24 protein-coding genes are annotated in these 26,581 nt (G+C 50.9%); 14 read left to right on the forward strand and 10 right to left on the reverse strand.

Annotation, left to right across the window (positions count from 1 at the left end; translation table 11 throughout):
- Positions 1–39 precede the first annotated feature (39 nt).
- A complete protein-coding gene (locus tag I0P70_RS17300; RefSeq protein ID WP_196120414.1) occupies positions 40–1,395 on the reverse strand; it encodes a PAS domain-containing sensor histidine kinase in 1,356 nt (451 codons plus the stop codon).
- Positions 1,385–2,743 (reverse strand): sigma-54 dependent transcriptional regulator, encoded by a 1,359-nt coding sequence (locus I0P70_RS17305; protein ID WP_196120415.1) that lies wholly within the window; start codon positions 2,741–2,743, stop codon positions 1,385–1,387. The genes I0P70_RS17300 and I0P70_RS17305 overlap by 11 nt, the downstream gene beginning before the upstream one ends.
- A 288-nt stretch (positions 2,744–3,031) precedes the next feature.
- On the opposite strand from I0P70_RS17305, the gene I0P70_RS17310 reads away from it, so the two are divergent.
- From I0P70_RS17310 to I0P70_RS17340, 7 genes are all read left to right on the forward strand, one after another.
- The gene (locus I0P70_RS17310; protein WP_196120416.1) at positions 3,032–5,458 is read left to right on the forward strand and encodes an ABC transporter permease; all 2,427 of its coding nucleotides are present in this window, start codon (positions 3,032–3,034) and stop codon (positions 5,456–5,458) included.
- Positions 5,459–5,752: 294 nt separating this feature from the next.
- Complete coding sequence (locus tag I0P70_RS17315) at positions 5,753–8,203, forward strand: TonB-dependent receptor domain-containing protein (RefSeq protein WP_196120417.1); 2,451 nt, start codon at positions 5,753–5,755, stop codon at positions 8,201–8,203.
- Between the two features lie 178 nt (positions 8,204–8,381).
- Entirely contained in the window at positions 8,382–8,948 is a 567-nt protein-coding gene (locus I0P70_RS17320; protein WP_196120418.1) for an RNA polymerase sigma factor, read from the forward strand.
- Positions 8,945–9,757: a HEAT repeat domain-containing protein gene (locus tag I0P70_RS17325; protein WP_196120419.1), complete on the forward strand. Its 813-nt coding sequence runs from the start codon at positions 8,945–8,947 to the stop codon at positions 9,755–9,757. Before I0P70_RS17320 ends, I0P70_RS17325 begins: the two co-directional genes overlap by 4 nt.
- 4 nt (positions 9,758–9,761) lie before the next feature.
- Positions 9,762–10,631, forward strand: a complete 870-nt coding sequence (locus I0P70_RS17330; protein ID WP_196120420.1) for a DUF4097 family beta strand repeat-containing protein — start codon at positions 9,762–9,764, stop codon at positions 10,629–10,631.
- A 45-nt stretch (positions 10,632–10,676) separates the two neighbouring features.
- Complete coding sequence (locus tag I0P70_RS17335; protein ID WP_196120421.1) at positions 10,677–11,564, forward strand: DUF4097 family beta strand repeat-containing protein; 888 nt, start codon at positions 10,677–10,679, stop codon at positions 11,562–11,564.
- An 83-nt stretch (positions 11,565–11,647) separates the two neighbouring features.
- Positions 11,648–11,854 (forward strand): hypothetical protein, encoded by a 207-nt coding sequence (locus I0P70_RS17340; protein WP_196120422.1) that lies wholly within the window; start codon positions 11,648–11,650, stop codon positions 11,852–11,854.
- Positions 11,855–12,060: 206 nt separating this feature from the next.
- On the opposite strand, the gene I0P70_RS17345 is transcribed toward I0P70_RS17340, so the two are convergent.
- Entirely contained in the window at positions 12,061–12,495 is a 435-nt protein-coding gene (locus I0P70_RS17345) for a hypothetical protein (protein WP_196120423.1), read from the reverse strand.
- Between the two features lie 71 nt (positions 12,496–12,566).
- Between I0P70_RS17345 and tcmP the strand changes: the two genes are divergently transcribed.
- The 4 genes from tcmP (at position 12,567) to dacB (ending at position 17,266) form a co-directional block, all read left to right on the forward strand.
- On the forward strand, positions 12,567–13,691 hold the full coding sequence (gene tcmP, locus I0P70_RS17350) for a three-Cys-motif partner protein TcmP (RefSeq protein ID WP_196120424.1): 1,125 nt from the start codon (positions 12,567–12,569) through the stop codon (positions 13,689–13,691).
- A gap of 604 nt (positions 13,692–14,295) precedes the next feature.
- Positions 14,296–14,859, forward strand: coding sequence for a DUF1543 domain-containing protein (locus I0P70_RS17355; RefSeq protein WP_196120425.1), 564 nt, complete (start codon positions 14,296–14,298; stop codon positions 14,857–14,859).
- Positions 14,860–14,997: 138 nt separating this feature from the next.
- Positions 14,998–15,747 carry a hypothetical protein gene (locus I0P70_RS17360; RefSeq protein WP_196120426.1) on the forward strand — a complete coding sequence of 250 codons (750 nt, stop codon included), beginning with the start codon at positions 14,998–15,000 and terminating at the stop codon, positions 15,745–15,747.
- 124 nt (positions 15,748–15,871) lie between these two features.
- Entirely contained in the window at positions 15,872–17,266 is a 1,395-nt protein-coding gene (gene dacB / locus I0P70_RS17365) for a D-alanyl-D-alanine carboxypeptidase/D-alanyl-D-alanine-endopeptidase (protein ID WP_196120427.1), read from the forward strand.
- 90 nt (positions 17,267–17,356) lie between these two features.
- Here the strand turns inward: dacB and I0P70_RS17370 are convergent, their stop codons facing one another.
- Complete coding sequence (locus I0P70_RS17370) at positions 17,357–17,695, reverse strand: hypothetical protein (protein ID WP_007660316.1); 339 nt, start codon at positions 17,693–17,695, stop codon at positions 17,357–17,359.
- A gap of 232 nt (positions 17,696–17,927) precedes the next feature.
- Here I0P70_RS17370 and I0P70_RS17375 point away from each other — a divergent pair, with 232 nt between their 5' ends.
- Together I0P70_RS17375 and msrB are read left to right on the forward strand one after the other, a co-directional pair.
- Entirely contained in the window at positions 17,928–18,353 is a 426-nt protein-coding gene (locus I0P70_RS17375; RefSeq protein WP_196120428.1) for a DoxX family protein, read from the forward strand.
- Positions 18,354–18,402: 49 nt separating this feature from the next.
- A complete protein-coding gene (msrB, locus tag I0P70_RS17380) occupies positions 18,403–18,861 on the forward strand; it encodes a peptide-methionine (R)-S-oxide reductase MsrB (RefSeq protein ID WP_196120429.1) in 459 nt (152 codons plus the stop codon).
- 86 nt (positions 18,862–18,947) lie between these two features.
- Here the strand turns inward: msrB and I0P70_RS17385 are convergent, their stop codons facing one another.
- From I0P70_RS17385 to I0P70_RS17410, 6 genes are all read right to left on the reverse strand, one after another.
- On the reverse strand, positions 18,948–20,066 hold the full coding sequence (locus tag I0P70_RS17385; protein ID WP_196120430.1) for a tetratricopeptide repeat protein: 1,119 nt from the start codon (positions 20,064–20,066) through the stop codon (positions 18,948–18,950).
- Positions 20,067–20,134: 68 nt separating this feature from the next.
- The gene (locus I0P70_RS17390; RefSeq protein ID WP_196120431.1) at positions 20,135–20,596 is read right to left on the reverse strand and encodes a tellurite resistance TerB family protein; all 462 of its coding nucleotides are present in this window, start codon (positions 20,594–20,596) and stop codon (positions 20,135–20,137) included.
- 80 nt (positions 20,597–20,676) lie between these two features.
- Positions 20,677–21,480, reverse strand: coding sequence for an alpha/beta hydrolase (locus I0P70_RS17395; RefSeq protein WP_230392271.1), 804 nt, complete (start codon positions 21,478–21,480; stop codon positions 20,677–20,679).
- Between the two features lie 27 nt (positions 21,481–21,507).
- Positions 21,508–24,273 carry a cation-transporting P-type ATPase gene (locus I0P70_RS17400; protein ID WP_196120432.1) on the reverse strand — a complete coding sequence of 922 codons (2,766 nt, stop codon included), beginning with the start codon at positions 24,271–24,273 and terminating at the stop codon, positions 21,508–21,510.
- Between the two features lie 136 nt (positions 24,274–24,409).
- A complete protein-coding gene (locus I0P70_RS17405) occupies positions 24,410–25,180 on the reverse strand; it encodes an SDR family NAD(P)-dependent oxidoreductase (RefSeq protein WP_196120433.1) in 771 nt (256 codons plus the stop codon).
- 147 nt (positions 25,181–25,327) lie between these two features.
- Entirely contained in the window at positions 25,328–25,789 is a 462-nt protein-coding gene (locus I0P70_RS17410; protein WP_196120434.1) for a DUF2267 domain-containing protein, read from the reverse strand.
- 226 nt (positions 25,790–26,015) lie between these two features.
- On the opposite strand from I0P70_RS17410, the gene yjjX reads away from it, so the two are divergent.
- A complete protein-coding gene (gene yjjX / locus I0P70_RS17415) occupies positions 26,016–26,576 on the forward strand; it encodes an inosine/xanthosine triphosphatase (protein WP_196120435.1) in 561 nt (186 codons plus the stop codon).
- Positions 26,577–26,581 lie beyond the last annotated feature (5 nt).

Genomic DNA, 26,581 nt, shown 5'->3' on the forward strand with positions numbered 1-26,581 from the left:
ATTTTCAGGTTCTGATTCCTATACGAGTCTTTTAAAATTTCATTGCCCAAAACGGAGCATAAAAGTAGTGCCTTCTCCCGGAACCGATTGTACTTGTATCGTCCCGCGGTGCAACAGCACGATCTGTTTACAAAGGCTCAACCCGATGCCGCTGCCTTGCTTGCGTGTGCTAAAGAAAGGTATAAAGATTTTTTCCTGCACTTCCTGGGACATGCCGATGCCGTTGTCCATGACCTTGATGACCGTTTTCTCATCAGGTGAGGTATAGGCCGCAAGGGTGATTTGTGGAGCTTCCACCGTTTTCACTGCTTCCATGGCATTGACCAGTAGGTTAATCAGCACCTGATCCAGCAGGGTAGGGTCGGCGTGCAGCGTTATGTAGGGGTTAGCCAGATTCGTCTCCAGATGTATCCCCTTTTGCGCCAGGGTCGGGAGCATCAAACGCTGCAGGTTAGCAAAAAGGTCTTTCACGTATACCGTGTCCAGGTTCAGCTTTGTGATCTTGTTCAGGTTACGGTAAGTTTCGGCAAAACGGAGCAGTCCTTCGCTTCGCTGCTTGATCGTGCTTATGCCTACTTCCAGGTCCTCCAAGTCTTCTGCAGTTATACCTGTGGACTGGGTTTCCTGGAGGCGATTTTTGAGGGTGTCTGCAAGGGAGGAAATAGGCGCTACGGAGTTCATAATCTCATGTGTGAGCACATTCAGCAACTTCTGCCAGGCCTGCGATTCTGTCTCGTCCAGTGCTTCGTTCACATTCTGAAAAGCAACCAGCTTATACCTGCTTCCTTCGTTCTGTAATGCCGTAGCGGAAAGCAGGACTTTCGTCGTGTTCTTCTCGAAATGGGAGGTATGCGCCGTCGCGATGCGGGTATGGCCGGGCTCAAGGGCCAATATGGATTCATACAATTCTTTGTCCCGCTTCGACAGGTAATGGATCGTTTTCATGAAGGGCACATGCAGCAACTTCCGGAGCGATTCGTTCATAAGCACCACTTCCCCGTTATCCATATTATAAGACAGAATGCCGGTTTCCACCAGCTCCATCACCTTCTGCAGATTATGATACTGGGTTTCTTTTTCGAGCGTAATGGTCTTAAAAGTGGAGTTAATTTCGTTGAAGCCCTTGCGAAGTGGCTGCAGTTGGGTATAGGCATGGCGTTCATCAAAGTGCCGGGAGAAATCACGGTAGTGCACGGACTCGATAAACTGATTGAACTCCGACTGGGTCTTGCGCAGAAAGCGGAGCAGGTCCACCACCTGGAGCATAAAGACCGGCAGCCAAAATACCAGTGCCTCCGACCAGCCCTTAACGATGACAAAAGCCGGTACGCTCAAGGTCAGAAGCAAGAGCATGACCCTGGCGATCAGCGCCCATTCTAGATTCTTAAAGCCCATACTTGTTCATGCGTCGGTAGAGCGCCGTTCTGGTAATGCCGAGTTCTTTGGCGGTTCGGGTCAGGTTGCCATTGTGTAGCTGCAGCACTTTATTGATGGTCAGCTTCTCGAGCTCCTCCAGGTTGGTGCCGTGCTCTAAGGCTTCGCCAGCAGGTGCCGCTTCTATGGGGGAGAAAAGAATATCATCGGCATCCAGAAGCGCCCCATCGGCCATAATCACCGCTCTTTCAATGGCATACTGCAGTTCCCGCACATTGCCGGGAAAGTGATAGTGCAGCAGTTTATCCTGCGCGGCCTTGCTGAGTTCCGGTACCGGTTTCATGTATTTTTGCGCGTATACCTGTGCAAAGTGCGTGGCCAGCAGCACAATGTCTTTCCCTCTTTTGCGAAGTGGCGGTATCAGGATCTCCACTGTGTTGATGCGGTAGATCAGGTCCTTTCGGAAGCGTGACTCGTTTGCCAGTTCGCTCAACGGTACGTTGGTGGCGCAGAGCAGGCGCACGTCGATGTTCACCGGTTCATTTGCTCCTACCCGAATCACCTGGCGGTTCTGGAGCACACTCAGCAACTTAGACTGCTGATGCAGCGAGATGTTGCCAATTTCATCCAGGAAGATGGTACCGCCCTGTGCCGCTTCAAATCGTCCGGCACGGTCTTCACGGGCGTCGGTAAAAGCGCCTTTTTTGTGGCCGAACAACTCACTCTCGAAGAGCGAATCTGTGAGGGCGCCTACATCTACTTTCACAAAGGGTTTGGCAGCCCGCAGCGATTGCTCATGAATGGCTTTGGCTACCAGTTCCTTACCCGTTCCGTTTTCGCCCAGTATCAGGATGTTGGCGTCGGTGGGAGCTATTTTCTTTATTTTGAGTTTAATGTCCTGCATGACATCCGACTCGCCTAGCAGTTCAAAGTCGCTGGAAGGAATGTTGGTACCTGAGGCCGTTGCTTTGCTGCCATTTACCTTCTGACTTACGGCATTGGTAATGGTGCTGAGCAGTTTCTCGTTATGCCAGGGCTTTACTACAAAGTCAAAGGCGCCTTCTTTCAGGGACCTGATGGCCAGGTCAATGTCGCCATAGGCCGTGATCATAATGACAGCCACCTCCGGACGCAGTTCCTTTATTTTCTGTAGCCAGTATAAACCTTCGTTGCCGGTATGGATGGCGCTCTTGAAGTTCATGTCGAGCAGAATAGCATCGAAGCTATATTGCTTCAGCAAAATGGGGAGCTGTTCGGGGTTCTTTTCCGTCACAATCTCTTTCACCTGTGGCCGGAGCATCAGACGGACAGCCGTGAGCACATCGGCATCATCATCAACAATCAGTATGGAGGCCTTTTTTAACAGCATAAGCAAGTATGATATAGTACCGAAAGAAACTATAATTATGCCATTAATACAACTCGCTGATTACGAAGCTAAAACAGACTTTTCTGTAAATAAAGGCGTGCGATATCGCACACCGGCTGAGCGAAAATGTACGCAATTAAGTTGTTGTTATTAGGTAAGTTATTGGTAATCAATAATATAAATTTATGGCATTTGCTCTGTATTAAAAGCAGCGGACAGGCAGTTCTTTTCTAAAAATTAGAATTGCTGAAGTCATACTATATCGCATCATCCACTAAATTGAGCGTCATGTTCAGGAACTACGTCAAAACCGCTTACCGAAACCTGCTTCGGCACAAAGGCTTTTCCTTCATCAATATAGCTGGCCTGGCCCTGGGTATTACAGCCTGCCTGCTCATTGGCCTGTTTGTGTACGACGAACTGCAGTACGACAAGTTCCTGCCGGAAGGCGAACAGGTATACCGGGTGTATAACGATAAGTCTGCCAAAGAAGCTGGAGAGATGGTGGCACCAGTGCCGCCTACTTTTGCTACTACACTGGAGCAGGATTTCCCGGAAGTAGAGCAGGCCGTGCGTATCTTAATGGTGCAGTTCGATGCCAATAACCTGATAGAGGCCGGAGACAAGCGGATCTATGAGAAAGGCAGGTTTTTCTCCGACCCCGGCTTTTTTGAATTGTTCCAGTTACCCTTTATCTACGGTTCACCCGATAAGGCGCTGGCAGATCCCTCTTCTATCGTGATCTCTGATGAATTTTCGCAGCGGGTGTTTGGGGACACCAACCCTGTAGGCAAGCAGGTATCCGTAAACAAGCTGCCTTACATCGTGCGGGGAGTCTTCAGCACCAAAGAACGATTCCATCTTCCTGTGAATTTTATACACTCGCTGGAATCCGCCGAACTGCCGGCAGAGCGTATGAAGAGCTGGAACTGGCAACAGTTTTATACTTATGTTAAGCTGAAGGATGGGGCCAACCCGCAGTTCCTGCAGACGAAATTCAGGGAGATAGTGGCAAAGCAGCGCAATCCTGATACCAATGAGCCGTATGATTACAAACCGGTCCTGCAGCCGGTCGATGAGGTATACCTGCATTCAGCCAGTTTTAAACACGACCAGGCTATCCGTGGCAACATTACCTATGTCAAAGCGCTGAGTATCATTGCCGTGTTCATTCTGCTGATCGCCTGTTTTAACTTCGTAAACCTGGCTACTGCCAAATCTATGCAGCGGGCAAAAGAGGTAGGTGTGCGGAAATCTATTGGGGCCAGCCGCGGGCAGCTCGTGATGCAGTTTCTGGGCGAAACCCTGCTGCTCACCCTTATCAGCGTGATCTTCTCTGCTGCGCTCACTTCCCTGCTGCTACCTTCGCTCAACGCCTTCACGAGCAAGGAAATGAGCTTCAATATTTTCACAAACCCTGAGCTGTTGTTCCTTTTGCTGGCCCTGACACTGTTGGTTGGATTGCTGGCAGGCTTCTACCCGGCCCTTGTGCTCTCTGGTTTCCAGCCTGTTAAGGTGCTGAAAAGTGCCGTGGTGGTTGACAGCAAGGTTGGCCGGATACAGTGGCTGCGCCACGGACTGATTGTGGTGCAGTTCGCCCTCTCTATTTTCCTCATCATCTGTGCCTTCATCGTTTATCAGCAGGTATCTTATCTTCACAACAAGGATTTAGGTTTTAACAAAGATCAGATCATGTTTTTCCAAATGCGGGGCGAGAACATGTTCGATAATTATGAGACTTTCAAAAATGAGCTGCGGAATGTTCCTGGTATTAAGAATGTATCCATTGGCTATGGCTTCCCGGGCGATGCCACGGCGGGTGACGGAATCATTGTGCCCCGAAACGGGGAGCAGGTGCACCACGGCGTGACGCATCTGATGGTCGACTATGATTACATCAACACCCTGGACGTGGAGGTGGTGTCCGGAAGGCCTTTCTCCAAAGCGCATAGAACCGATGCCGACCATGCTTTCATGATCAATGAGACAGCAGTGCGGGAGCTAGGCTATGGCTCACCTGAGCAAGCGCTGGGCCAGACGCTGCGCTGGAATGTGTGGAACGACTCTGATAAGGATACGCTGAAGGAAGGAAAGATCATCGGCGTAGTAAAAGACTTCCATTTCAAGAGCCTCTACGATAAGGTAGACCCAACAGTGCTGCAGATCTTCCCGGGCGCCAATTGGAAAGTGGCTGTGAAAATAGATGCGCAGCATATTGCAGGTGCCATAGAGCAGGTAGAAAAAGTATGGAACAAATTTGCGCCTGACTACCCGATCGAATACATTTTTATGGACGAGAACTTCGAAAAATTGTACAAGGCCGAAGACAAACTCAAAACGCTGCTCTGGATATTTACAGGCATAGCCATTTTCGTGGCCTGTCTGGGGCTGCTCGGACTGGCTGCCTACGCTGCTGAGCGCAGGAAAAAAGAAATCGGTATACGCAAGGTGCTGGGTGCCGACAACAGCGCCATTGTCGCCCTGCTCTCTAAAGAGTTTTTGGCCTTGATCGTTATATCGGCTCTCATCGCTTTCCCGCTGGCCTGGTACGCTATGCGGAGTTGGCTGCAAGACTTTGCTTATCGCATTGATATGCCGGTATGGGCCTTCTTGCTGGCAGGCATAGCTGCTGCAACGGTAGCACTCATCACCATCAGTTATCAGGCACTGAAGGCAGCCATGGCCAACCCTGTACGTAACCTACGCTTTGATTAACCTGAGGCGCAGCTTATACCTGAGAAAAAGAACAGGAAATTCTGTAACCTTCCTCAAAATTGAAGTTTCCTTCTATGAAGATTATCCGGAGGCTGCTCAGCCCTTAGCAGCTTCTGAAAATAAAACTGGAAATACCTGTAAGGTTTTTGAGACTCGGTCGTCTCCTTTAAGAGGGGGCGCAGTAGCATGTAAGATTAAATTGGTGCCGGATGCAACTGTGCACAGAAAGATGTGTCTTTAGCTTGTACCCCACGCATACAAAGGCGAATAAATAAAATCATAAATCAATAAACTATGAAAAAAAGTGTACTTTTTTTGATGGGATTGCTATGCCTTTTCCTATCCGTTTCAGGTGCCGCGCGGGCGCAGGAAGCAGGTAAAATCACCGGTATTCTTTCCGACTCTCTTACTGGCAAGCCCATTGAGTATGCTACAGTCGCCTTGCTGCAGCCAGGTTCCACACAAGCACTTCAGAGCTCCCTCACCGACGCAACGGGCCGCTTTTCCTTCACGGGTGTGCCTATGGGGAATTACCAACTGGCCATCAGCTTTCTGGGTTATCAGAAGAAGTTCATCAGCCAGATAGCGGTAAGTGCAGCAAAACCAGAGGTAACTGCAGGAATAATCAAACTGGTGCCTACCGCAACCCAACTCAAAGAAGTGACAGTGGAGACGCTTCGACCTACAATCACACAGGAGGCTGACCGCATGGTAGTCAGTATTGAAGGAACGGCGCTGGCAGCTGGAAGAACAGCTTATGATGTGCTGGCCACTTCTCCCGGCGTATACATTGATCAGGAAGGTAACATTCAGCTGAATGGTCGTGCAGGCGTAACCGTGATGCTCGACGGAAAGCTGACCTACCTCTCTGCCCGTGACTTGCGCTCTTTACTCGAAGGTATGGCTGCCGAGAATATTCGTAATATCGAGATCATCACCAACCCATCAGCGAAGTATGATGCGGAAGGTTCATCGGGTATACTGAACATCAACCTGAAAAAGAATACGGTACAAGGTTTGAATGGCAGTGTGTATGCCGGTGGAAACTACAACTTTAAGCAGTATGGCTACAGCACAGGAGCCAGCGTTAATTATAAGACCGGACCGTGGAGTTCTTTCCTGAACCTGGATCAGGCTCGACGTGTTGGAGGGCGTGATGCCACCTTCACCCGTGTGTTCAAAGGAGATGAATCCTCTACCTACTTCGACCAGGTGGCAGATGGCAATTTTGAAGTGGAGGGCCCGCCAGCTGTTCGCCTGGGAACAGACTACAGCTTTAATGATAAGCATAGCGTAGGCGTCATGGGGTACTATGCCACCAATCAGTTGCATGCGGACTTCCTGACAGAAACTTACATTGGTCCTTCGCCTGACCAGCCAACCCAGTTTATAGATGCGGACAATTTCAACCAGAACCGCTTTTCTAACAGAACGGCCAACCTGCATTACATGGGCAAGTATGACACCCTGGGTACGACACTCACCGCCGATCTGGACTTTGTGAAGATCAAGAACAGGGGAGACGCCAACTTCTACAACTACTACTACGATCTTACCGAACCGGGTGCCGTTACGCAGGATTTCCTGTATACCAACACCCCTAACGAGTTCGATATTTATGCTGCCAAAGTAGATTTTACGAAACCACTGGCACAAGGCCGCAGGCTGGAAATAGGAGCAAAGGCCAGCCGGGTGATATCCGACGCCGACTCCCGCTTTTACTTCAATAACAGCGAAACGCTGGTGCTGGACACCAGGCGTACGAACCATTTTGTGTATGACGAGAACATATATGCTGCCTATGTGAATTTCAACACCAAACTGAATGAGCGGTTTAGTTTACAGTCAGGTTTGCGGGCAGAGCAGACACAGTCGAAGGGGGAGTTGCTGACCACGGGGGATGTAACAAAGCGCAGTTACCTCAACTTTTTTCCGAGTTTGTTTCTGCAGCAGAAGGTGAGCGACGACTACCAGATCAACTATAACTACAGCCGCCGCCTGCAGCGCCCTAATTACGGACAGCTCAATCCTTTTTTCGCCTACCGTGACCCTTATACCTATTGGCTGGGAAATCCAAACCTTAAGCCACAGTATACCAACGCGTTCAGCATCTCTCAGGTGTTTAAGAAGACCTATAACCTGACCCTGAGCTATCAGCACACGCAGGATGTCATTGTAGAGTTGGTTGCTATTGATCCCGAAACGGCCACCACCGTGTATTATATCGGCAACGCAGACGACTCCAGAAATCTGAGCCTGACAGCTAATATACCCTATAGCGTCATGAAAAACTGGGAGTCGAACAATACGCTGATCGTGGCTTATAACGAGTACAATGTCGCGGTTGACAATGGACAGACTGTAAACGACCAGGTCTTCTATATGCTACAGTCTAACCATACTATCCTGTTACCTAAAAAAGTAAAGCTGGAGCTGAACGGAGTATACCAGGGGCCTAGTGTGTACGCCCTCTACCGTGCCGATCCTCGCTGGTGGTTAAATGTGGGTGTCAAGAAAAGCTTTATGGATGAGAAACTGGACCTGAGCATCAACGCCAACGATATTTTTGGAACGCAGCATCTCATTATCGGAGCTAGGCTGGGAGAGGGCAACGTGAGTGACTGGGATCAATATTTCCGACAGCGTAACATCGGGTTTACCCTGCGTTACAAGTTTAGCAGAGGCGCTAAAGTAGAAGAGCGCCGCCGCAACAACCTGGAAGAACTGAACCGCACCGGCGGTTGATCGAATTATTGCTTGTTTGTAAAGGTGAGATTAATGGGGCTTTCTGAGCCCCATTATCTTTTGTAGGCAGGCAGTGTTCATCATGTGTATTTATTTTGCTCAAAAATAAGTGCCCGAATGTTGTAACTTTTCCTGAAACCTGAGTTTCTATAGATGAACACCAAAACAACCTGCTCTTTTGGAAATACTGACTGACAATGCTTTGATGCTCCAGGTAAAGTCTGGCGACCTTGACAAGCTCAGCCTGCTTTTTAAGCGGTATGGCAGAAGCCTGTACGGCTTTTATTTCCGCTTCACCCGGAACGCTGAGCTGAGCGAGGATTTGGTGCAGGATGTTTTTGAGCGGGTGCTCAAGTACCGCCATACCTTCCGGGGCGACGGCAAGTTTGTCACCTGGCTGTATCACCTGGCCCGCAACGTGCTGGCCGACCACATTAAAAAGTCAAAGAAAGCCGGCATTTCCACGGATATCGACGAGAAACAGGATGTGCTGGCAGACTTATCGGTGCCGGGAGAAGCGAAGCAGAAAGAAGAGCACCTGCTGCTGATGGAAATGGCCCTCGACAAGTTGAGTCACGACAAGAAGGAACTGCTTCTGTTGAGCAAGCTGCAAGGGGTGAAGTACAAAGACATTGCAGAACTACACAACTGCACTGAGGCAAATGTAAAGGTCCGGGTGTTTCGGGCAATCAACGACCTACGGGAGGTCTTTTTAAAACTACAGGCGAAAGGTATAAGCATATGAACACTGAGCGACACGAAGAACTGATTTTGGATTACCTGACAGGAAACCTGGACGAGATACAACGGAAGGAGTTTGAAACAATGGTAGCATCGGGTGTTATACCTGTTACCGAACTGGAGGCGACACAGGCTGCCTACCAGGCTTTTCATACACTGCCAGAGCCGGAGCCAGGACCTGGACTGGATGCCAAATTCAACCAGCTTTTGGTTGCTGAAAAGCGAAAAGTAACACCTGCGGGGCCAGCTTTTTCCTGGGGAGACCTTTGGCAGCAACTGAATATTTTTCTAAGTCCGGCTAAATTTGCCTATACCCTGGTAATCTTCTTTTCCGGCTTTTTAGTGGCCTGGCTTGCCTTCTCACCAAAGCAGCAACAGCAGCAGGACCCTGATGTGAAAATGCTGGCCTCAGAGTTGAGCCAGATGAAGCAGGTCCTCTTCACGACCCTGATCGATCAGCCTCTGGCGGTGGACAGGCTGCGAGCCGTGAACATCTCACAGGAGATGACGAATGCCGATAGCCGGGTAATCGATGCCTTGTTCAATTCGCTCAACAACGACCCCAACGTAAACGTGCGACTGGCCGCTGTCGAGGCTTTGAAGAGCCATACAGCAAAGCCGGAAGTAAGAGCCGGGCTGATCTTATCGATTAGCCAACAGGACTCACCTATGGTACAGATCGCCCTGGCTGATTTGATGCAGGCCTTGCAGGAGAAAAAAGCGGTACCGCAGCTCCAACAGCTTTTGCAGGATGAAAGCACAAATGATCTGGTGAAAGATAAAATCAAAGAAAGTATAAACGTCTTAATCTAAAACTATGAAAGTCATGAAATCCCTGGTATTACTGTTGGCATTCCTCTGTGTCAGCAGTGAACTGATGGCCCAGAACCAGACCGAAAAGATCGTGAAGGAGTTGAGTTTTAGCCGCAAGTCACCCGGCAATGTGCTTAAGATCGAGAACATCGACGGCTTTGTGCATGTGGAAACGCATAACAGTGACAAGGTGCTGATCGAGGTGGAGCGCATTATCAAACCAAGAACAGCAGACGGCCTGGAAAAGTCGAAAGAGCTGAGTCTGGAATTTGAAGTGAGCGGCGACAGCATCATCAGTTACCTGAAGGCTCCTTACATTCAATCGCACAGAACGGGCTCCTCTAATCGGGGCGTCAACATCACGAAAGAACTCGGGTATAGATTCACGCATAATTTCACGATCAAGGTACCGCAGAATACCAATATCGCCCTCACCACGATCAACAATGGTGACGTGAAGATCAAAGACCTTACCGCCAGTTACATTCATGCTGCAAATGTGAACGGAGCGATTCTGCTGGACAATATTTCGGGAGATGTGGACGCCAAAACAGTGAATGGAAGTGTGGTTGCCAAATACCGTGAAAACCCAAAAAAGCAGGCGAGGCTGGAAACGCTGAACGGCAACGTTGAGTTGCTGTACCGTAAGTCGCTTTCAGCCACCATTAGCTTCAGTGCCTTCAACGGCGACTTCTACACAGACCTGGATGACCTGCAGCAACTGGCCCCGGAAGTGAAGAAAGTAAGTACTCAAAACGGAGCTACTACCACCTACAAACTCGGAAAAGAATCAACTTTTAAAACAGGGGCGGGCACGGCCTTGCTATACCTGAAAACCTTCAACGGAAAAGTAATTGTGAAAGCACAAAGCTAAGCAACCCAGCCTGGCTACATACATTAACTACAACCTAAAGAACCCATGAAACGCAACATGATCATCATGCTATTTCTGATGCTGAGCACCTCTTTGTTTGCTCAGGAAACGCAGGAACTGAAAGTGCCCCTTAGCAAACCTAATGAAATAGGAACCCTGGAAGTGAACCTGGTATTCGGGTCTATTAAAGTGAGCGGCACTAAAACTAAGGAGGTTGTCGTGTTAGCCAAGTCTGGCACAACGCAAAGCAGAATCCGTGAAAATATAGTCGTAAACGTAGGTGCCGATGGCCCTGACTCAGAAGCGGAAAAGAAGCAAGCCCGAAAAGCAGGTCAGTCTGCGGCCGAGACAAGCGGATTGAAGCGGATACCTAACACAAACATGAGCCTGACGGTGACGGAGCAAAATAACAACGTTCAGATTTCAACCGAATCAATTAATAGACCACTGCATCTGGAGATCATGGTTCCAGCTAATTTTAACCTGAAACTGTCGACTGTGAACAATGGAAATATCACGATCAGCAATGTGAATGGTAACCTGGAGCTCTCTAATGTGAATGGCAGCATCGTGCTCGAGAACGTGTCGGGTACGGCTATGGCGAACACTACAAATGGCGCTGTAAAGGCCAATATACTGAAGTGGGATGGCAAATCGCCGATGGCTTTCTCTACTCTGAATGGCAACGTGGATGTGACACTGCCAGCCAACTCAAAATTCAACACTAAACTGAAATCTGACAGGGGAGAGGTGTATACCGACTTTGAGATGACTCGAGATGCTACGCAGAAGCCAACTGGTACCCGCAGCGAGAAAGGGCTTTACCGGGTAAGCACCGCAGACTTTATCACAGGCAAAGTAAACGGAGGCGGACCTGAGATTATGATCAAGAATATGAACGGTAACATCTACCTCAGAAAGGCCTCCAAGTAAGCATCGGCCTCAGGTATAGCTTTTCTGATATTTTCCCATCTATTCGGCTCCTGTTGCCGTAAGCAAAAGAAAAAAGGAAAACTATGAAGACCAATACATCAAAAACCTCTAATCCCTTGAATTATCTGATGGAAAATCCGGGTGATATCATGAACATGGTGAAAAACCCGGGCAAGTACGGCCTGGATACATTTAACGGTCTGGACAACAAACAGAAGCAGTATGTACTCTTTGCTTTGGGCGCTGGCTTGATCGGTTATGGTATTTACCTGGGTATGAATAAAAAGTAAGTGTTTGGACATCAACCTGCTGCGTCGTGTTACGTATAACAGGTATAGACATTATGTTATCGTTCAGACAGGCGTAAACCTGAATTAAAGCTTGTAGAAGCTTTTGGAAGAATTGCTTCCATGTTTGACGGAACATGAAAAGGAAAAACCTGTTTCAAGTATTTCTTGAAACAGGTTTTTCTGTTTTATACCTGAGGTAAGGCAGGCTATTTCTTTTTCTTGCCTGGGCCTTTGCGGGACTGACGGAGTTTGTGCTGCTCTTCTTTCAGCGCTTTAAATTCTTCGTTTGGTAGCGTGACCGTGTACTCCACTGACGAAAGGAAATGCTCCTGTTCCTCCTCGTCGTACATCATCAGCAACGACAGGAACTTGTTTTCATTCAACACATAGTCATCACCCTCTCTGTCATACACATCAAAATCGTACTCGCCTTCCTGCAGGTGCTTTACCGGCTTAAGAGCCAACTGGTCGCCTGTTATCACAATCGGTTCTTCCAGCTCCACTTCCAGGTTAAAAGGCTGGTAATACTTCCCATCCTTCTTGTAGGTTACATATTCGATCTTATCTACCTCAATGACGATACCTGCATTGCGGTCGTCGCGCTTGTTTTTAATATTGAGAATGTTGCCAGTCAGTTTCATGCTGCAAAATTACGCTTATAATTGAAACAAGCCCTAACTTTACCTTTCCATAAAACATTGGGCTATTTTCCATGTCTACTGCCGATACAAACGATTTTTTTATAGAACAACGCAGCAGCGCCGAGATTAAGTCAGAGCTGCTGAACGAATTTTTCAAGGCCTGGTGCAGTGCCCAGTTGCAGGGGCAGCGTTACAAGTCCAACCCGGTGTTGGCCTTTATCGACCTGTACGCAGGCGACGGCAAGCCAGAAGACGGCAAGCCCGCCACGCCTGTGCGGGTGCTTAACAGCATCTTTGGGGCTACGGACAAGTATAACCTGAACAAGGTAGTGCGCACTTTTTTCAACGATGAAAAAAAGACTGTCACTGCCAGGCTAAAGGATAACCTGCAGCAGCTGCCTTACTACGAAGAGTTGCAGCACAAGCCGGTGCTCTTGCATGAAGAAGCCAGCCTGGCCTCACTAGCCAAACTCCTCGGCAACGATGTGCCCACTTTGCTATACCTGGACCCATTCGGTTATGAGTTTTCGCAGCAATTGCTCCTGCAGTCGGTACGTCGCTGGGGACTCGATCTGTTCATGCTTTTCACACCGGCTAAACTAAGGGCCGCTGTGCAGGGAGCCACGGACGACAGCATCATGGCCGATGTGTTTGGCAAAGAGCGTCTGCAGAAGATCCGCGAGTTTTGTGACCGCTACCAGGATGCTGGCCAGCGCGAAGACTTTATGGTTGACCAGTTTGAAGACGTGTTCCGTGAGAAGGATTACAAAACGTTCCGCTTCAAGATCAGTCTACCCAAAAAGAATCAGACGAGTCACTATCTGTTTTTTGTCTCGAAGAATGATGCGCCTTACATGAAAATGAAGGAGCTGATGCTCATGTACAGTGATTACCAGGAAGACGGCGTGCCGCTTTTTGGAGCTAATATCAAGCACCAGCTGTCGCTGTTTCAGGAGCAGTACCGCTACTCGATCAAGAACCTGATCACTGACCTCGCAGGCAAACGTGCGTACTATCACAACCTGCCAATCGACAGTATTTACCGCCATCACAACATCGGAACGAATTACATCCGGGGTAATTATAAAGAAGCACTGGAAGCATTGAAAGCGAAGGGCGTGGTTGAGGCGATTAATCCGGTTTCGCGACAGCCGATGCGGAAGGTGTCGTTTACTTCGATTATTGGGTATAAGTAAGGGGAGGGGCCATCATGCTATGGCGCGAGCGTCCACGCTCTTGTCTATTATGGTAGTGCCTCTGGCCGAGGTATAGGTATAGCAAGTTTGATGTTTCATAGCTTGCCTTAGCCAGGCGGGCACTGTTTGCCCTGGCCGGGCGGGCCTTACTTTTTTCCTTGATGAAAAAAGTAAGCAAAAAAATCAAGACGATTTTAAACTCGCTGACCGCTCAAACACAAAATCGTCATTTTGCGCACCTGGCACTGTGGTCTGTTTCATAGCTAGCGTGCGAGTTAGTCTTGCTATACCTGACAGTGTTACGTGACAGATGCTACAAGGCTTATACCTGTGAGTTTGCAGTAGCAGAAGCTCCCCTCCTTGGATAAGGAGGGGCAGGGGTGGTTGGACCCGGTACAGTAAAGTGCAAGCTACAGCGTTATACCTGAGGATTGGCAGTAGCCCAAAAGCCCCTCTTGGGGATAGGGCCTTCTACAAAGGGAGGGGTAGGGGTGGGTTAATCGTGTACATAAATAAAACCGACGCAGCTATACCTGTAGAACAGATGCTTAAATCAAACAACAGATACTTCATAACTATAACCTCATTCCATAACCAAACACCAATGCAAAACCCTAAACTCTTTATGTTAATGCTGGGCTGTCGTCCGGCAGGACGCAACACGGAGCAGCACGATATGTTCTTTGCCATTGGCGAACAGGTGAAAGACCTGGTGCCGGCTATCAAAGCTTTCTGGTCGGAGGCGAAGGGCAATATTCACGTGGATGCCTGGCGGGAAGTGACGCAGGTAAACGGCTACCAGGTAAAGGTGGTGCCGAAAACAGCTATATCTGAAGCAGATGGATCTGATAAACTTTTCTTCCTGAACCTGGGTGGCTACAAGCCAAATGAATTCGACGAGTTTCATTACAAAATGCTGGCTGTGGCACCAGATCAGGCGGGAGCTGTGAAACAGGCCAAACAAACAGCTTTTTACAAACACACGGGCTTTAAAGGCGCTGCGTCACATATTGATGATAAGTTTGGCGTAGACGTGGACGAGGTGTATCAAGTGAAAGACATCCTGACTCCTGAAGACAAAGAAAGGTATAGCCTGGTGATCACCGCGGATGCGACAGGTCCAGAGGATGATATGCACCTGGGTTATTTCCAACTGCACAAGCTTTAGCAGCAGCCAAGTATAGCCGGTGAGCGCTATGAGTCCTGCTACGGCGCACTGCAAATCCAGCTTGTTAACAGCCACGATTAAACATGCTTTGCGCTGCTGCGTTATGAGAGAGATAATCTAACTCAAAATAATGAAGCTATGAACAGAGACTTTGATCGTAAGGATAACCGACGCAAAAACCACTACGCTGATTTCGACCAGTACGGAAACCCGCGCACCGGCAATACCAACAGCCTGTCCAGACGCGACCCGGAAGGCAGTAATCGCGACCAAAGCAGCGAGCACCGTGGCTATGACAGCCGGGACAGCCGCAGCCGCATGTCGTCTGACGCACGTGCCTACGGCGACTTCAGCGGGGGCACACGCTACGGCGAAGGTGGCAGCACCTATGGTGGTGGATCGGCCTACGGGGATTCGTACTACGGTATGTCAGGTCACGAAGGGCCGCGCTACCGCGATGCCGGCAGAAGTCGTTCAGGAGACGAACGCCACGGCTTTGATGACCGTGACCGGGATGACTACAGCCGCCAGAACTATGGCCGCTCAGGAGGCAACAACTACAGTGGCCGCATGAACGACAACAGCGACACAAGCTACCGTGGCACAGGCAACATCTATGGCAGCCGTCCCGGCCCTGGCTCTACTTACAGTGACCGCGACCGCGACGATAGAGGCTATGACCGGGGCTACCGCGACTTTGGCAGCACTGGCTACGGCTCTACCGGCTACAACAACCGTGACGAAGACCGCATGCGCAGCATCTCCGGAAACTACAGAAATGAAGCTCGTAGAAATAGGGACTCAGATGACAATCGCCGCTACAACAGGGGAGGGCATGAATGGAACTTCGATAGGAGAGACCGTAACTACCGTGACTGGAATGACTAAGTCTGTTACCCTCAGGGTATAAACAGGCCATACATATTGCGCAGCCGCTTTTCCAGAGAGAGAAGCGGCTGCTTTATTTTGCAGATTATTGGGGATAGCCACCGAAAATGCTTATTTTTTGGCTATGAAACGTCCGATTACAAAAGCCGCCCTGCTGCTATCCCTTACGCTGGCGCACACCTTGGCCCTGGCCCAGACCACAACTGCTAAACTGACATCCGCCTTCCAGAAGTTTGAAGCCGACCCACAGTTGCAAAACGGCATCGCGTCGCTCTACGTCATCGATGCTAAAACGGGGCAGGTTGTGTTCGACCGCAACAGCAAAGTCGGATTGGCTCCGGCCTCCACCATGAAGATCATCACCAGCATCAGCGCTTACGAACTGCTGGGCAAAGACTACCGCTACGAAACGAAATTTGCCCTGCGCAAAACCGGCGATAACGCTTCGCTAATGATACAGCCAAGTGGCGACCCGACCTTCGGGAGCTGGCGCTGGCCCCTGACCAAAGAGGGTAATGTGCTGAAAGGGATTACACAGGCCCTGCAGCGCACAGGTATAAAATCGGTGGGAGAGGTAGTCGTGAGTAATGAAGGCTGGAACGAAGAAACTGTGCCCGATGGCTGGATGTGGCAGGACATTGCCAACTATTACGGTGCCGGTCCTGCCAAGCTCAACTGGCGCGAGAACCAGTATGACGTCATCCTGAGATCAGGAAAGCAGATCGGCGACCCGGTGTCGATCGTGAAAACGGTGCCCAACCTCAACGGCTATACCTTGCGCTCCGAACTGACCTCTGCCGCAGCAGGCACGGGCGATAATGCCTATATCTACTTCCCGGTAGGTACCAGTGCGGCCGCCATCCGGGGAACTATACCTGTCAACGAGAGTAGCTTCAAAATATCCGGCGCACTGCCCTCTGGTGCCAATCAGTTTGTGAGCATGCTGGCCGATACGCTCCGAACTTTAGGTATAGGCATGCCGCATCAGGCTATAATGCAGCACAACGGCACGCCGCAGCAGGGCTATACCTTGTTTCATACCGTCACTTCACCGCCCCTGGATAGTGTGGTGTACTGGTTCAACCGCAAGAGCGTGAACCTGTATGGTGAAGCACTTGTGAAAACCATCGCTTACAAGAGCAACGGCACCAGCGACACCCGCAAAGGGCTGGAGCAGATCAGGCAGCACTGGAAGACGCAAGGTATAGCCGAAACCGAATTGGCCATGGTAGACGGCTCGGGCCTGTCGCCGCTCAACCGCGTGACTACCCATGCACAGGTACGGCTGCTTCAGCATGCCCGCCAGCAAAACTGGTACCCTGGTTTCTATGCCTCGTTGCCACAGTTCAACGGCATGAAAATGAAAAGCGGTACCATTCGTGGTGCGAAAGGCTTTACCGGTTATCACAAAGCGAAGGACGGACGCGAGTATGTTTTTGCTTTCGTGGTGAACAACTACAACGGCTCCGCCTCAGCGCTGGTCAAAAAGATGTACCATGTGCTGGACGAGTTGAAGTAAATTAGCTTATTCGAAATACAGGAAAAGCAAAAGCCCCGGCATCTAGATGCCGGGGCTTTTGCTTTGTGACCATTTGGCCCATTTTTAAGGCTAGTGTTTTTCGTTTCCTAGGCCTTCGTTGCTCTTGTGCCCTTTCAGGGTGCTGGCATTCGGCTGATTGTTTCGGAACTCCTTGTCGGTGCTGTCGGCACCACGACTGGTGGTAGTAGGGTTGGCATTAGAGCCTTGCGGGCTGTTTTGCTCGTTCGGATTGTCTTTGCCATGCTTGGCACCGCCACTGCTGCCTTCACGGCTTGGCTTGTTTTCGCCGCGGGTATTGTCCGCTCCGCCTGCCACAGGGCCTGTCTGTTTGCCTTTGCCCAGTCCGCTTACGCCTTCACCTTTTCTTGAATTCGGGTCTTCTGAAATATTTCTATTGTTGTCGCTCATGGTTTGTTTTCTTTTAGATAGAACATATAAATCGACCGAACGCCTGGGCTTCGGTCACTTAGTTGTACGAACTAGCCCCCTGAAAAGGTTGAGAAGGATACCTGCTATAGTCATTAAGCAACTCACTGGCAGGCAGGTATATTTTAACATTAAGCCCCAAAACACGTTAGCTCCTTTTGTAAGTGCTTGTTTAACAGCCTGCTAAGAAAGGCAGGTCTAAATCTCAATAACTATGGAAAGATTTCTAGGACCCTACAGCCCGCAGCTGTATGCCATACTGCGCATCGTTTCAGGTCTGATGTTTGCCATGCACGGCACTCAAAAGCTCTTTGGCTGGCCCGGCGACGGCAATACAGTGGAGCTGGCTTCGATGATGGGAGTGGCCGGTATAGTCGAACTGGTTGCCGGACTTATGATCGCGTTTGGATTCCTGACAGGCTGGGCCGCTTTTATTGCCAGTGGTCAGATGGCGGTTGCCTTCTTCACGGCTCACCTGCCCGAAGGCTGGAATCCGCTGCTCAACAACGGCGAAAAAGCCGTGCTTTACTGCTTTCTGTTTCTGTACATGGCTGCCCGTGGTTCAGGTATCTGGAGTATCGACGCTGCCATGGGAAGAGGTACGAGGCGAGATGCCGACAGGAAGCCCAGCTATACCTGACAGGTCAGAAACGGATTCCACTGGTCAGGTATAGCCGCGTATAAAGAACATGCTACGCTGGAAAGACATCATCTACTACGCCAAATACGGCAATCCTGAACCTTACGAAAAAGTGGAAAAGACGGAGGAGGAGTGGAGGCAAGAGCTGACGGAAGCACAGTACCAGGTGCTCCGCCAGAGAGCAACCGAGCCGCCCTACCGCAATGCCTACTGCCGCTCCTATGAGCCGGGAATCTATACCTGCGCAGGCTGTGGACAAATGCTGTTCAATGCTACAGAAAAGTACCACGCTATTTCCGGCTGGCCCAGTTTCACACAACCGGCCAGGCGGGGAGCTATCCGCTATACCTTCGACGACAGCCATCATATGCAACGCATTGAGGCGATCTGTAATGTGTGCGGAGGCCATCTGGGCCATGTCTTCAACGACGGGCCTGAACCGGGAGGACTGCGCTACTGCATCAACTCAGCGAGTATGGTCAGGCTGCAGGACAGCTGTGAGGGGTAGAAGCTTGCAGGTGCCGGAGCATAACCTGAAGCAGGCAGTGTAGGTATAGCTGATTTTATGTCATCGCTATACCTGATCAGCATACCTTAATTGCACTTATTGTATTTCATTAGCTCCATGGCGTTGCGGTTGCCCAACTGGTGCGCTTTGGTTAGGTCGGTGCAGGCTTTGGCAGTTTGCTTCAGGGCCATATAGCAATAGCCGCGTCCCAGGTATGCGCCAGGTGATTTTGCATCCAGGCTAAGGGCGCGTGTAAAGTCCTTTTCGCCACCGGCATAGTCTTTCACTTTGATTTTCAATTCACCACGTTTCGTATAAAACTCGGCATTTTTGCTGTTAAGGCTGATTGCCTTGTTATAATCTGTCAGGGCTTCCTGCGTCTGGCCGGTTTGGGTATAAGCCATGGCGCGATTGGCATAGGCCTCCGAACGGCTTTTATCCAGCGCAATTACATTCGTCAGATCCTGTATGGCACCCGATGTGTTCCCGCGCATGTGACGGAGCAGGGCCCTGTTGAAGTAAGCATCAGCGTGTGCCGGATCCAGTTTAACTGTGGTGGCATAGTCTGCTTCTGCTGCCGTGTGCTGCGCCAGCTGTTCCAGTGTCAAAGCTCTGTGAAAGTAGGCTTCGGCCGAAGTGGCGTCCAGCTGTATGGCCTTGTCAAAGTGCCGTTTGGCTGCTTCAAAGTCTCCGGCACCATCACTCAGCTTGCCCAGCTCGATGTGGGCTGTGGCAGAAGGGGCCAGTTCAATGCTTTTCAATAGGTGCTGTCGGGCGGGTGCTGTTTTGTTGTCGAGGAGCAGGGCCAGGGCGCACTGGTAGTAGAGGGCTGCATCCTGGGGCGCGAGCCGGATCGCTTTGCCATAGTCATACTGAGCGCCTTCCATGTCCTTCAGGTGCACCTTCACCAGCGCCCTGTTACTGAAACCGTCTTTGCTTCCTGCATTGAGCAGCAAGGCCCGGTCGAGGTCTGTCAGAGCAGCTTCGTATTTTTTGAGATTCAGGTAGGCCAATCCCCGGTTGTAAAACGGCTCAAAGGTAAAGCTGTCGCGGACGATGACGATCGTGTAGGCGGCCACAGCCTCCTGGTAGCGACCGGCGTCAAAGTGCTGGTCTGCTAAAGTAAGCGGTGAGGGGCCCGGGTCCTGGGCATTGGCCTGTATAACAGAAAACAGAAGAAGGAAGCTGAGTAGGATTCGTATCATGCACTGCATTTAAAGTGCACAAAGTAACGAAAAGTGCCGTCAATTCAGCTGCAATTTTTAAGCCTGCTTCAATTGCATTGTTTGTCTTTGTTGAGAACCAGAATCACCCTTACAATTTCCTGCGCTTTCTCCTCATCCAGATCAAGGGCGGAATAAAGGTATTGTATCAGCTCTTCCTCCTTCTCGGTCACCACGCAGTCTGACAGCACCAGTTGGATGGTATGGGCAAACAGGGTCGGGCGGTTTTCCTCAGCTATAAAGTCCACGGAATTGTCGATCAGTACCTTGCTGCCAACCTGGGCGTGAGCATAGAATACGGATCTGCTGTAAGCCATGATGTCGTGCCCCTCAAACAGCTTTCTGTTAGCCAGGGTATGAGCCATCACATCCAGTTCTTCATCTGCTACATCATCGTCCACGGCTACGCAGGCGTGCATGATGGCGATCCAGGCTTCCTGTTCATTTTGTGGGGTGTAGGTATAGGAGTCGGGCACATTGGTCCGACCTGTGGTGTTAAATACTCCTTCCATCTATTCTTTTATAGTTCAGTTATTGAGGTACTTGCTTGGTGATGCATTTGTTTTGTGCGGCTCTGTTTTGAGTGGCCAACTCAAGGCAGTTTTGCCAGTATGCGTTCCACCTCTCGTTTGTAGGCGGGATTCTCATTCATGCCATTGTGCCCCTGTCCTTTAAGCAGCACTAACCGGTCTGTTGGCTTTAGGTGTGCCTTCAACTTTTCAGAGGAGCCCGGATAGATGATCTCGTCTATCATGCCGTGGAAGAGGGCAATAGGGACCTGGACCTGTTGCACGAAGCGGTACGTATCAAACTTATACTTGAGCAGGAAGGTAGGCACAAAGGGATACAGGCTCTGCATCAGATCACCCAAACTATAATAAGGGGCCTGCAGGATCAGAAGCCGGGGCTTGTTTTCGGCTGCCAGTTTCGCCGCAGCGGCTGTCCCTATCGAATAACCAATCACCACGACCTGCTCTTCGCTATACCTGTTCTTCAGGACATCGTAAGCCGTCTGCACGTCTGCATAAAACTGGGATTCACTGCTGATGCTGCCTTCGCTTTTGCCATACCCGCGGTAGTCCAGCACAAACACATCGTAATGCAGGTAAGTGTAGGTTTCGTATACCCATCCCCAGGAGTCCACCGAGCCGGCATTTCCGTGCAGGTAAAATACGAGTCCTTTCGAATCAGGAACTTTAAAAAGCACACTGTGCAGTTTGGTACCGTCACTGGCGGGTATAGTAAGCTCCTCAAACTCCTGCCTGAATCCAAAACGGTAATCGGCGGGTAGTTTTTCCGGAAAGAAGATCAGGTTCTCTTGCTGAAAAGATAAAAAGCCCATAAGCAACAGGTATAGCGAAACCAGTACAATCCCAATGCGAACTAAAGTCTTCAAAGGCTTTGGCTTAGGTATAGCGGCAGCCTAGTTACTGGCCGCCACTTTTTCATTTCGTTTGTTGATGCTAAAACGGATGGTCTTCTCGATGGTCACAATGATCAGCAGTACCACACCGGCTCCGAAGATGCGCAGCAACTGCATTGCATCCAGTGGTGCAGAGCCAAACAGGGTGTTCATGATCGGCAGGTAAATGAACAGTGCCTGAAAGAAGAACATCGCCGCGATACCATAATATACCCACATGTTACTGAAGAAGCCGATCTGGCGCATGGGCCGCACCAGGGAGCGGCAGCTCAGCAGGTAAAAAGACTCCAGCACCACAAACACCGTCGTAGACACAGTGCGGGCCTCTGCTACATCGGTGCCCAGTATACGGCGCTCGTACAGGTACAGGCCAAAGGCGGCGATCAGCAGGAGCGTGCCTACCAGCAAGGTGCGCATGATCAGGTCTCTGGTCAGAATGGGCTCGTTGGTTGGTCGAGGCGGACGGTCCATGATGCCCGGTTCCTTCGGCTCAAAGGCCAGCGTCAGGCCCAGCAATACGGCCGTGGTCATGTTGATCCAGAGCAACTGCACCGGCTGCACCGGCAGCTGTGTACCCAGGATCACAGCGGATAAGATCACAAGACCCTCGCCGAGGTTGGTTGGCAGTGTCCAGACAATGAACTTGGTCAGGTTGTCGAATACGCTGCGGCCTTCCTCCACGGCTCCTTCTATGGAAGAGAAGTTGTCGTCGGTGAGCACCATGTCCGAAGCATCCTTGGCCACGTCGGTTCCGGTGATACCCATGGCTATACCTATATTCGCCTGCTTCAGGGCCGGCCCGTCGTTCACGCCGTCACCGGTCATGGCCACCACATGGTCACGGGCCTGCAGGGCTTTCACAAGTCGCAGCTTCTGATCAGGGGCTACCCGGGCGAATACGGCTGTTTTTTCGGCTATCTCCTCCAGCTCCCGGTCCTCGATCTGCTGCAGTTCCTTTCCGGTGATAGCCTTGAGCCTGCCGTTTTCACGGGTGCCTTCCAACCCGATCTGGCTGGCGATGGCGGAGGCTGTTGCGGCGTGGTCACCGGTGATCATCTTCACATCTATACCTGCCTGCTGGCAAAGTTTCACGGCCTCCACGGCTTCCTTGCGCGGCGGGTCTATCATACCCTGCACCCCAATAAACACCAGGCCGGAGCGCATGTGGTCGTGGTCTATAGTGTTGAGGTCTTCTGCTTCAGCCATGCCAAAGGCCAGCACGCGCAGGCCTTCACCAGCCATTTGCTCTACCTGCTTGTTGATGCCTTCCGTGTCCAGGCGACCGGTCTGTCCATCGGGCAGCAGCATGCTTTCGCTTCTTTCCAGCACGGCTTCCACGGAGCCTTTGAGGTAGATGACGCGTCGTTCTCCTTCGTGCAGGGTGGCCATGTATTGGTGCTCTGACTCAAAGGGAATGACATCTTTGCGGGGCATTTTCTGCTCCAGTTCGCCTCGCTCAAAGCCGGCTTTCTGCGCGGCCACCACCAGTGCTCCCTCAGTCGGGTCGCCTTCGATGGTCCACTGGCCTTCTTTCTCTTTTACTGAACTGTCGTTGCAGAGCAGGCCCGCTATAAGTAGTTGCTCCAGCGCCTTGTTCGTGTTCAGGTCCACTTGCTGTTCTCCTTCCTGTACCTGCCCTTCCGGGCGATAGCCTAGTCCGCTCACGGCGTATACCTTGTCTCCGGCCACGATCTGCTGTACGGTCATTTGGTTTTCGGTGAGCGTGCCGGTCTTGTCTGAGCAGATCACGTTGGTGCTGCCCAGTGTCTCCACCGCCACCAGTTTGCGGATGATCGCCCTTCGTTTGGCCATCTTGGAAACGCCAAGTGCCAGCATGATGGTAACAGCCACAGGCAGACCTTCGGGTATGGCACCTACTGCGAGCGCCACGGCCACCATAAAGGTATCGCCCCAGTCAGCTCCGCGGGTAGTCTCTACAACAAATACTGCTGCGGCCAGCCCCAGAATAACCCAGAGCAGGAGGTGGCTGAATTCCTTGATTTTCTTAGTGAGCGGGGTTTCCAGGGTTTGCGCACTCGAGATCGACTCCTGAATTTTGCCTACTTCGGTCTTGTCACCCGTGCTCACCACCACACCGGTTGCCTGCCCATAGGTCACGACTGTGGAGGCAAAGCCCATCGAGAAGCGGTCGCCCAGCACATCGTCAACCGCTACAGGTGCTGCGTTCTTTTCAACTGCCACGGATTCCCCGGTCAGTGCTGATTCATCCACTTTGATGTCGCGCACATGCACCAGCCGCACATCAGCCGGAAACTTGTCACCGGACTGTACCTGCACGATGTCGCCGGGGACCAACTCCTGTGCGTTAATGTTTTGTTTTTTGCCATCACGGACCACCTGTGCCTTGGCCGTCATGCTGCGGGACAGCGCATCGATGGCAGCAAGCGCCTTGGATTCCTGTATGTACCCAATGATGGCATTGACGAATACGACCCCGAAGATCACAGCCGAGTCGATGTACTCTTCCAGCAGGAGGGTGACTACCGTGGCGACGAGCAGGATGTAAATCAGCGGCTGGTGAAATTGCAACATAAAGCGCACAAAGGCACTCTGCTGCTTTTTGGGCGTCATTACATTGCGTCCGTATTGCTCCTGCCGCTTCTGTACTTCTTTTTCTGTCAGTCCTTTTTTGGGTGATACCTCCAGCAGCTCAAGCGCCTCCTGTGCGTCAAGGCTATGCCAGTCCATATGCTGGTCAGGGTTTAGCGGGCTTTTGCTTACTCTTTTCTGCTCTGTTACACTCATGGTCAGTTTGAAGTTCGTGTTGATGCAGCCAGCGGGGGAATTCCTTTTCCCCCGCTGGCTGCACGTTTAATTCCTATACAAGGTGAGTATCTGAATTAAAATAACGCTTGCTCTCGCTTTGTTGTCATACGGGGAATTACTGGGTGAGGTAGGCTCCATCCACAGCATAGTAGGCACCTGTCACAAAGGAAGCTTTGTCAGAACTGAGCCAGATTACCAGTTCTGCGACCTCTTCGGGCTCTCCCAGGCGACCGATCGGATGCTTGCCTGCCAGGAACTGCAACACTTCCTCGGTCATACCGGCATCGGTCAGCAGCGGCGTTTTGATGAAGGCAGGTCCGATGGCGTTGATACGTATTCCCTTGGCCGCATACTCAATGCCGCCATTCTTGGTGAGCCCCACCACACCGTGTTTGGCGGCCACGTAGGCGGCGGAGTTGGCAAATCCCACCTGACCCAGGATAGAGGAATTGTTCACGATGGCACCGCCGCCCTGCTGCAGCATCTGCCTGATTTGAAAATGCATGCAGTAAAAGACGCTGTTCAGGTTCACGCTAATGACTTTGTTCCAGCCTTCGATGCTCATCTCCCCGATCGGGTTGGCCTCACCGCCTATACCTGCGTTGTTGAAGGCAATATCCAGCCGGCCAAATTTCTCCACGGCCTGCTGCACCATGCGCTCGCAATCTTCCGGCTTCGAAACATCACCCAGCACAAAGATGGCTTCTCCGCCCTGGTCTTCTATCTCCTGCACTACCTGCATGCCCGGTTCTTCGTGAATATCGGACACAACTACTTTGGCCCCTTCCCGGGCGTAGAGGACCGCACTGGATTTGCCGATGCCCGAGGAACCGCCGGTTACAAGGGCTACTTTGCCTGTCAATTGTCTTTGTGATGCTGCTGCCATTCTTTTCAGAGTTTTGAGTTTGAATCTTATTGGGTTGAGTACAAAATTCTACATCAGACCCAAGCAAAAGAATGACCTCGGTCACCATTAAAACCATTAGTTGTCAGTGCTGGGCCCTGTTGATCTGCATGCCACAGTAGGTATACCTTAGCCGCGGTGGCGCTCGGGCGCTGCCGGAAACAGCGGCTTTATGTCTTCTGGCATCTGTGTTGCAATATGCTGCAACTGGCCTTCGGTGAGGTAGCGCATGCTCAGTGAAGTCAGCACCATGGTGATCAGGTCTTCTGTGGACTGTGACCAGTTAAACTGCTGCTCTCCGTGCCTGGCCTGTTCCTGCTTCACGGCATCTTTAAATTCTTCCACATTCTCGAACTGCAGCGGCTGCTCACGGTACTGCCAGTGTTCTGTGTAGATGGCCTTCAGGAACATCGGCAACTGCGACAGCACATGAAAAGACTCACTGATGGCGATTCTGTCCCGAATCGTGTGCAGGACCGCTCTCAGCAGAATGTAAGTCTGTCCTTTTTCTTCCGGATGCCCCAGGTCTGCGGCCAGCTGGTTGATGTACTCATTACCTTCCTGCGCGAATTTTTCAAAATAGTTTGCCATAGCTGTACATAGTTTTATGGTAGCGAAATAGATTTTGCCGGAGGCCTATGTAATTGATAACGCGTAGTAAATGAGGATGTTTGGCAGAGAGGGGAACTATGCATTATACCTATATAAAGCTCATTGAGTAGCGACGGGGGCTATTAGCTGCTCAGCGAAGAATAGATGATTTTTACTTCTGCATTCACTTCACTTCCTTTGTAGCCGAGCAAGTATCATGTACCTGATGAGCAAAACCGAGCAAACCATCGTCGTCTCTTCACGCAATCCTGTCAAAGTAGAGGCTGCCCTCCGGGGTTTCCGCAAAATGTTTCCTGGTGTGCACTTTGAGGCCATACCTGTGTCGGTGCCCTCTGGTGTCGCAGACCAGCCCATGACAGACCATGAGACATTGACAGGTGCCCAGAACAGAGTGAACAATGCCTGTGCGGCACACCCGGAAGCTGATTACTGGATAGGTATAGAAGGCGGAGTGGAGGCGCATGACGACGAACTGGCTGCTTTTGCCTGGGTGGTGGTGCGCTCTGCTACAGGTATAGGTAAGGCCAGGTCCGCTGCTTTTTACCTGCCGGGTATCGTAGCTGCTTTGGTAGGGCAGGGGATGGAACTGGGCGCAGCGGATGATCTGGTGTTCAATAAATCCAACTCAAAGCAGGCATCCGGGGCCATCGGGCTGCTTACTGACAATGCGGTAGATAGGGCGCAACTCTACGAACAAGCCGTCGCGCTGGCACTGGTACGCTTCAAGAACGAAGCGCTATACCTGCAGAAATCGCTGGAACAATAGCCCTA

The organism is Pontibacter sp. FD36 (genome assembly GCF_015686655.1).
Classification (GTDB): domain Bacteria; phylum Bacteroidota; class Bacteroidia; order Cytophagales; family Hymenobacteraceae; genus Pontibacter.